General features: G+C 45.4%; 8 protein-coding genes and 2 tRNA genes. 9 read left to right on the forward strand and 1 reads right to left on the reverse strand.

Annotated elements, in window-relative coordinates; translation table 11 throughout:
* Positions 1–17 precede the first annotated feature (17 nt).
* The 4 genes from uppS to WCT25_03515 all read left to right on the forward strand — a co-directional run bounded on the left by uppS (position 18) and on the right by WCT25_03515 (position 2,104).
* Positions 18–710 (forward strand): polyprenyl diphosphate synthase, encoded by a 693-nt coding sequence (gene uppS / locus WCT25_03500; protein ID MFA6536466.1) that lies wholly within the window; start codon positions 18–20, stop codon positions 708–710.
* A gap of 31 nt (positions 711–741) precedes the next feature.
* Positions 742–1,467, forward strand: a complete 726-nt coding sequence (locus WCT25_03505) for an RluA family pseudouridine synthase (protein MFA6536467.1) — start codon at positions 742–744, stop codon at positions 1,465–1,467.
* 56 nt (positions 1,468–1,523) lie between these two features.
* Positions 1,524–1,940, forward strand: coding sequence for a 50S ribosomal protein L19 (gene rplS / locus WCT25_03510; GenBank protein ID MFA6536468.1), 417 nt, complete (start codon positions 1,524–1,526; stop codon positions 1,938–1,940).
* A gap of 82 nt (positions 1,941–2,022) precedes the next feature.
* Positions 2,023–2,104 (forward strand) — tRNA-Leu (locus tag WCT25_03515).
* Positions 2,105–2,348: 244 nt separating this feature from the next.
* Here WCT25_03515 and WCT25_03520 read toward each other — a convergent pair.
* Complete coding sequence (locus WCT25_03520; protein MFA6536469.1) at positions 2,349–3,620, reverse strand: pitrilysin family protein; 1,272 nt, start codon at positions 3,618–3,620, stop codon at positions 2,349–2,351.
* A 122-nt stretch (positions 3,621–3,742) separates the two neighbouring features.
* Here WCT25_03520 and WCT25_03525 point away from each other — a divergent pair, with 122 nt between their 5' ends.
* From WCT25_03525 to WCT25_03545, 5 genes are all read left to right on the forward strand, one after another.
* The gene (locus WCT25_03525) at positions 3,743–4,294 is read left to right on the forward strand and encodes a cob(I)yrinic acid a,c-diamide adenosyltransferase (protein ID MFA6536470.1); all 552 of its coding nucleotides are present in this window, start codon (positions 3,743–3,745) and stop codon (positions 4,292–4,294) included.
* 20 nt (positions 4,295–4,314) lie between these two features.
* Positions 4,315–4,388: transfer RNA gene (locus WCT25_03530), tRNA-His, on the forward strand.
* A gap of 25 nt (positions 4,389–4,413) precedes the next feature.
* Positions 4,414–4,977, forward strand: a complete 564-nt coding sequence (locus WCT25_03535; GenBank protein MFA6536471.1) for a class I SAM-dependent methyltransferase — start codon at positions 4,414–4,416, stop codon at positions 4,975–4,977.
* Between the two features lie 4 nt (positions 4,978–4,981).
* Complete coding sequence (locus WCT25_03540) at positions 4,982–5,836, forward strand: hypothetical protein (GenBank protein ID MFA6536472.1); 855 nt, start codon at positions 4,982–4,984, stop codon at positions 5,834–5,836.
* A gap of 176 nt (positions 5,837–6,012) precedes the next feature.
* A partial coding sequence (locus WCT25_03545) for a hypothetical protein (GenBank protein ID MFA6536473.1) occupies positions 6,013–6,612 on the forward strand: 600 nt, incomplete at its 3' end.

A 6,612-nucleotide genomic window follows, 5' to 3' on the forward strand; every position in this document is an offset into this window, starting at 1 on the left:
AATCTAATTCTTGAATCATGAATCTTGAATCGATCCCCAAGTGTGTTGGCATTATCATGGACGGCAACAGGCGCTGGGCTAAAACTAAAAATTTACCAGTCGTTGAAGGGCATCGGGCCGGTGGCGAAACCTTGAAGCAGACTATCCGCTGGGCCAAAAAGGTTGGTGTCAGACACATCATTTTTTACACTTTTTCGACTGAAAATTGGCAACGGCCACAAACCGAGGTGGTTTATCTTTTGAACTTAATTGGCGAATTTTTAAAAAAGGAATTGGAGAATTTTTCCAAAGAAGGCGGGTCGCTTCACTTTGTCGGCGACCTTTCAAAATTTTCTGCTGATTTGCAAAACGCTTTTAAAAAATCTACAGCCGAGACCGCCAAAAATGCTGATATCAATGTTTACTTTGCTCTGAACTATGGTGGTCGGCAGGAAATTTTGTCGGCCGTCAAAAAAATCGTGGTCGAGAAGCCGAATCAAAATGATATTAGTGAGGAGTATTTCAATAAATTTTTGCAAACTTATCCAATGCCGGATCCTGACCTAATCATTCGGACCAGTGGGGAAGAGCGACTTTCGGGTTTTTTGCCATGGCAAGGGGTTTACAGTGAATTATTCTTCATAAAAACCTACTGGCCGGATTTCAGCGAAAAGGAATTTTTAGACATTTTGGCCGAATTCGCAACGCGCCAAAGGCGCCGCGGGAAATAAAGTTAAGAACCCTTACAAAAAGGGCACACGAATGACTCCTACTATTCAAATCTTATACGAAGACAATGATCTCCTGGCTGTAAACAAGCCGGCCGGTTTAATCGTACACGCCGACGGTAAAACCAAGGAAACCTCGCTTGCCGACTGGCTGGCTGATAATTATCCAGAAACCCCGGGTGTTGGTGGTTCCGTAAAATTGGCCAATGGTGGTGAGACCAAACGCAACGGTATCTTGCACAGGATTGATCAGGACACCTCGGGTTTAATTTTGGTCGCGAAAAATCAAAAAGCTTTTGTTTTTTTTCAGAAGCAGTTTTTGGATCGGACAGCTGAAAAGACCTATCAAGCTTTTGTGGTTGGCGAGATAAAACCAAAGCAAGGCAAAATTGATAAGGCCATCGGCCGGAAAAGGGGAGACTTTCGGCTTTGGTCAGCCGGTAAAGATACGCGGGGTAAGTTGAGAGAGGCGGAGACTGACTATCGGACAATTATTTCCAGCCCCGATTTTAGTTTATTGGAAGTTCAGCCTAAAACCGGCCGGACTCATCAAATTCGAGTCCATCTACAGGCAATCGGGCACCCGATAATTTGTGATAAAAAATATGGCGATAAAAAAAGCCTGCTAGGCTTCAAGAGGCTAGCTCTCCATGCCTTGGCCATCAAACTCAAACTGGTAAGTGGCAAAGAGGTAACACTCAAAGCTCCATATCCAGAAGATTTCCAAAAAGCCATTGAACTTACTGCCATTAAAGGCTAGAACCAAAGGAAGTTGCAGAGGGAAAACCAATATGCTAAAGTAGCGGTCTTAAAGATATGACTAAGGGAATCAAAATTTCATCGGTTGATATGGCTCTGCGCGCCAAGCAAGGTATTCGCTCTGGCGATACTGTTAAGGTTTGGGTGAAAATCAAGGAAGGCGATAAGACTCGCTCGCAGGCTTTTGATGGTCTAGTTTTGGCACGGAAGCATGGTAGCGAGGCTGGTGCCACTTTTACCGTCCGAAAGGTTGTTGATGGAGTGGGTGTGGAAAGAACATTTCCAATGTATTCTCCGGCAATTGACAAAATTGAGATTGTTCGCCGAGCCAAGGTTCGCCGAGCCAAGCTCTATTATATTCGCGAGAAGGCGGCCAAGGAAATTCGTCGCAGTATGCGAAATGTCATGAAGGAAAAAGATGAATCCCGAGCTCCCGCTACCGAAACCAAAGAGGCTGTAGCAGAAACTAAGTAAAAATCTCTCCGAATTACGGAGGGATTTTTAGTTGAATTTAGTTGAAAAAAGCGGATTTCTCGTACATAATAGCCAAACAAATGCGCGGGTGGTGAAATTGGCAGACACGCTTGCCTTAGGAGCAAGTGCCGTAAGGCTTGGAGGTTCAAGTCCTCTCCCGCGCACAAAATCAAACGCCGAGAGGCGTTTTTGATTTTGCGGCGGGAAGAAAGCTCTGGGAGAGCTTTCGTGAGGACTTGAAAGCCGGAGCGCGACGGCGCGAGGCGGGGTCGCGGAATTTTTCAGCAGAAAAATATCCGTGACAAAGTCCTCTCCCGCGACAATTTTCAGCAGGCAAAAACTTGTGACCAAGTCCCTCTTCCTCTCCCGTGCACAAAATAAAAAGCACCCAGTTAGGGTGCTTGGATGCTAAGGTAATCCGGTAATCGTGTAGAGCCTGCTAGGATCGAACTCTTTCTCGACAAAGGAACAGACTTCCTCGTGAGACAGTTTTTGTAGTCGCTCGATTTTACTGTTCAGGTCTATTACCGTGCCATCATGTACGATTTGGTTAGTGGCGGCGTTGATAATTTGACCACCAGTTATCTCTGAATAGATCTCGTCATCAATTAGCTGTTGCCGTACTTGTCCGAATAGGTCAGCCAATTTTCTGTCGGCTATTTCGCTTTGGATTTCAGCCAACACATTCTTAGTGGGTCCGACCATATCTGCCGGAATCCTGGTTTCTAATCTAACTAGTGAATGATCACGTGAGTCAACGGCGCCAGCATCGACATCGTAGGTCGCCTTTAGCTTGCCCCTTATTGCTTGGGTTGCGGCCCTGTTAAACATCTCCAGCGCCGCTTCCAGTATTTCAGGGTCGCTAGACTTGCCGATGACACGAGAGATCTGTAGGGTGGCTTGCTCACTGATTTTGGCCGTTGCTCCATAGAGTTTTCGGGTTTCAATGGTAAAACCGCTAGAGCGCGGTGCCGGCCAACATAAGGGCGTAGCTACGCAGGTTGGCTTTTGGCCACAAGGCAGGTTGATGGCTATTGACTTTGCCGCTTCACGGACCAAACCGGTATTGAGGTTTCCAACAAACACCAAAGCCAGGTTGTTTCTGTGATACCACTGTTTGTGCCAAGCGGAGATGTCTTCATCAGTAATTTGGGCAATTGTATCCGGCCATCCCAAAGGGCGGTCGAACTTAGAACTCGGGTGATCAAGAAACAGATCTTTTCTCGTCCGTTTTCTTAGCTCTATCACTGAATGGTTACCGAGTTTTTCCCACGCCTCATTAATGATGACTTTACGCTCTCCAGCAACGGTGCTTGGTTCGAGTAGGGGATGAAAGATGACATTTTTAATCCCCGTCATTACTCCCAAAAAGTTATCTTCGTTGGTTCTGAATCGAAAGGCAGTTTCACTGTGACCAGTGTATGCCCCGAATGAATCAAGTGTGAATTTTTCCGTGAACTTTCGAACAAGTTCACGATTAGGGAAAATCCGGCAGCCTTCAAAAGGCATATGCTCAAGAAAGTGAGTCAGACCTTCTTTGTCGACAGGATCATCTACCGCTCCAATTTTCAGAATAATTCTTGTGTGGATTGTCGGGCACCAGGGTAGCTTTTTGTAAAAAACTGGCACGCCATCAATCTCGAGATACTCAAAAGCAAACGGGTCGAATTTAAGTCTCATTTTTTCTCCAAATCGATTGTTTAGGGACAGTTCTGCTGTTGACCCTAATACAATTTTGATTAATTGTCAATCGTGCGTAATGGTTCAAAAGTTAATCTTTAAATTTTTGCTATAATCTTTGCATGCTCTACACCCGCAAAGGCGATAACGGCACTACCAAAACCTTTGGTTGTGATCAGCGAATCTCTAAAAGTTCGGCGATTGCCGAAGCACTAGGATCGCTCGATGAGGCAAACTCGCTTTTAGGGTTGGTTAAAGTAAAAGCGAAAGATTCAGGATTCAAGATTCAGGATTCAAGATTTGAAGATGTCATTCATGGTGTCCAAGAAAACTTTTTTATTGTGCAAGCCGAATTAGCCGGAGCGCCGAAAAGTATTACTGAAGAGAAGGTTAAAGAAATTGAATCTCTTGTTGATTCGGCCGAAAAGGAATTACCACAGATTAAAACCTTCTTTATCTCCGGCGGGACCGAGCTCGGAGCCACTTTTGATTTCGCTCGCACTCTAGCGCGCCGAGCCGAAAGGCGAGTGGTAGGGGTAAATGAAGAAGGTAAAGTAAAAGTGGGGCCATCGACTTTGGCATATTTAAACCGCCTCTCTTCACTTTTGTATGCCTTGGCTAGACTAAGTAATCATAAAAGTGGTATAAATGAGCAACCGCCTAGCTATAAATAGCTTATAGTTTTGGCAATATGGTGACTATGGTGTAGCGGTAGCACAGAAGCCTGTGGAGCTTTTAGTTCGGGTTCAACTCCCGATAGTCACCCCACAATATATTTATAGATATGTCAAGCATGCAAACGAAACTCAATCTTGGCTCAGGACATTTCCCGCTCAAAGGCTACTTGAATGTGGATATTAATGTTCGCGAAAACCCAGATTTAGTTCTTGATTTAAACAACCCAAAATCTTTAGATGTTTTACCAAGCAATCACTTCGAACACATAGTTTTAGATCATTGTTTAGAACATTTATCCGATGTGTTTGGAATAATGATACAAGTCCACCGACTGCTCGCAAAAGACGGGGTGGTGGAAATACGGGTACCACACTTTTCGAGAGGGTTTACACACCCGGAACATCAACGAGGGTTTGATTTCACTTTTGCTGAGTATTTTAATCCAGGGTTTAAAGGAGGTTTTTCCGGCGCCGCTTTAAAGGTCAAATCTATGAAACTCACTTGGATGATACGCTGGGACTTGAAAGCACCTTATGTGAATCCGCTAACTCTTTTTACACTAAAAGTCATAAGCGCCATTTTGTCTTTTCTGGCGAATCTGGGTCCGTATCTCTGTTCCCGCGTCTGGTGTTACTGGTTCGGAGGCTTTGAACAGTTAGAGTATATATTTCAAAAGTGAGCCGATGAAAATTATTCTTGTGGGATACGGCAATGTCGGTAAGGAATTACGCCAGGTTCTCTCTGAACATGGCTTCAGTGCTGAGTATATCGTTCGTACCGGTGGAATTTATGATTCCAATGATTTTATAATCGACACCACGGAAAATTTTCATAGGTATCTAGATAAGGATTCAGTTGTTTTTATCTCGACTCCGAGTATCGGAATTGGGAAGATATCCGAGTTTTACTACAAAAAACCTCTTGAAGCCGGAGCGAGGGTAATTACTTGTGAGAAAGCCTTCTTGGCCAATAATTGGGAATTTGTTAAAAAATATTCCGGCAAAATTAAATACTCCGCGACCGTGGGAGGGGACTCGGGAATTTTGGATGCAATCAGCGATTACAAAGGGGAGATAAAGGAAATCAGGGCGGTGGTAAACGGCACGCTGAATTATATTGGAGAAAAATTTAGTCGGGGTATTAAGACCGAGGAAGCCTACTCCGAAGTCGTTGCAAAGGGTTTTGCCGAACCTGGGTCAAAAAATTTTGAAGAGGTGATTGAAAATGAACTCAGAGATGTCTTGTATAAAGCTGTCATCACCGTTAACCATTCAAAGCTGTTTAATCGAGTGGTTAAACCGGCGGATGTCGCAGTCTCAAAATACCAGGTGGGTCTGCGTTGTTCGATTTTGATAAATAAAAATGAAATTAAGGCCGGGTTTATAAAAGTTCCGGAAGATTTTAAATTTCCCAAAGGAGTAAATAACTGCCTGTATATAAATGGCGAGAAAATCATCGAAGGCCCCGGCGCTGGTGGACGCATTACAGCGGAAAGGATGTTTAGGGACTTTCAGCACGGTCGGCTATTTGACAAGTAGCTAGTTTAGGTGTATACTTTAGACAAATTCTGTTCCTTAAAATAGTTTGAGAAAGCCTTAATTGAGGCCAAATTTCGCCACAGCCCCGACGCCCGCAAGGCGAGGGTCGGGGCTGTGGCGAAGAGTCCAGCGACAACAAAAAATCAAAGGGCACATGTGCCCGAAAGGAGTTGGACATGTCCAACTATAAAGAAGGCCAGATAAATCAACTGGCCAATGCACTCGAAGGCCGTGGTTTTACTGCCGAGCATATTACAAAGCTCGGACAGTATCCCAGACTTGACGACCTTCGGCTTGTTCTGGACAACCAAGCCGAAATTGTCATCAAGCCTAAACCCAAACCTGTCCCCGCACCCCTCCTCGAGTTCATCTCGATGGTCAGGATTCCGGCAACCGCGAGCAAGTTTGTCGCCAAGGACCGCTTCGTGGTCAACACCGGGCCAGACGCTCCGGTGAAAATCAGTTACCTCGGCGACAATTTTACCGCGTGGTTCCTGTCGGGCGAAGGAAAGACCGAAGACCCGATTGGCAAGCAGGTCATCCTCTCTCACAAATTGCTCCGGTCGGCGCACGATGTATTGCTTCCGGGAGACGAGCAGGCAATCATCCCGGAACTCGGCTGTGAGGAGAGGGCAGAAACCACCCTGACGGAGATGTTCTACCTAATGGAGAAACAGAAGGATGGTGAAGTCGGAGTTCTGTTGAACAACGGCTGGGCCAATATCTTCTACATCAAGGACCACGCCGGTGTGCTTCGCGCGGTCCGCGTGCGATGG

It is taken from the genome of Candidatus Paceibacterota bacterium (assembly GCA_041666545.1).
Taxonomy (GTDB): Bacteria; Patescibacteriota; Minisyncoccia; order Phycocordibacterales; family JBAYGS01; genus JBAYGS01.

What these genes read in the sequence shown, in the direction of transcription:
- uppS (MFA6536466.1), top strand. Translation starts at nt 18, where the DNA reads ATGAATCTTGAATCGATCCCCAAGTGTGTTGGCATTATCATGGACGGC.
- WCT25_03505 (MFA6536467.1), top strand. Translation starts at nt 742, where the DNA reads ATGACTCCTACTATTCAAATCTTATACGAAGACAATGATCTCCTGGCT.
- rplS (MFA6536468.1), top strand. Translation starts at nt 1,524, where the DNA reads ATGACTAAGGGAATCAAAATTTCATCGGTTGATATGGCTCTGCGCGCC.
- WCT25_03520 (MFA6536469.1), bottom strand. Translation starts at nt 3,620, where the DNA reads ATGAGACTTAAATTCGACCCGTTTGCTTTTGAGTATCTCGAGATTGAT.
- WCT25_03525 (MFA6536470.1), top strand. Translation starts at nt 3,743, where the DNA reads ATGCTCTACACCCGCAAAGGCGATAACGGCACTACCAAAACCTTTGGT.
- WCT25_03535 (MFA6536471.1), top strand. Translation starts at nt 4,414, where the DNA reads ATGCAAACGAAACTCAATCTTGGCTCAGGACATTTCCCGCTCAAAGGC.
- WCT25_03540 (MFA6536472.1), top strand. Translation starts at nt 4,982, where the DNA reads ATGAAAATTATTCTTGTGGGATACGGCAATGTCGGTAAGGAATTACGC.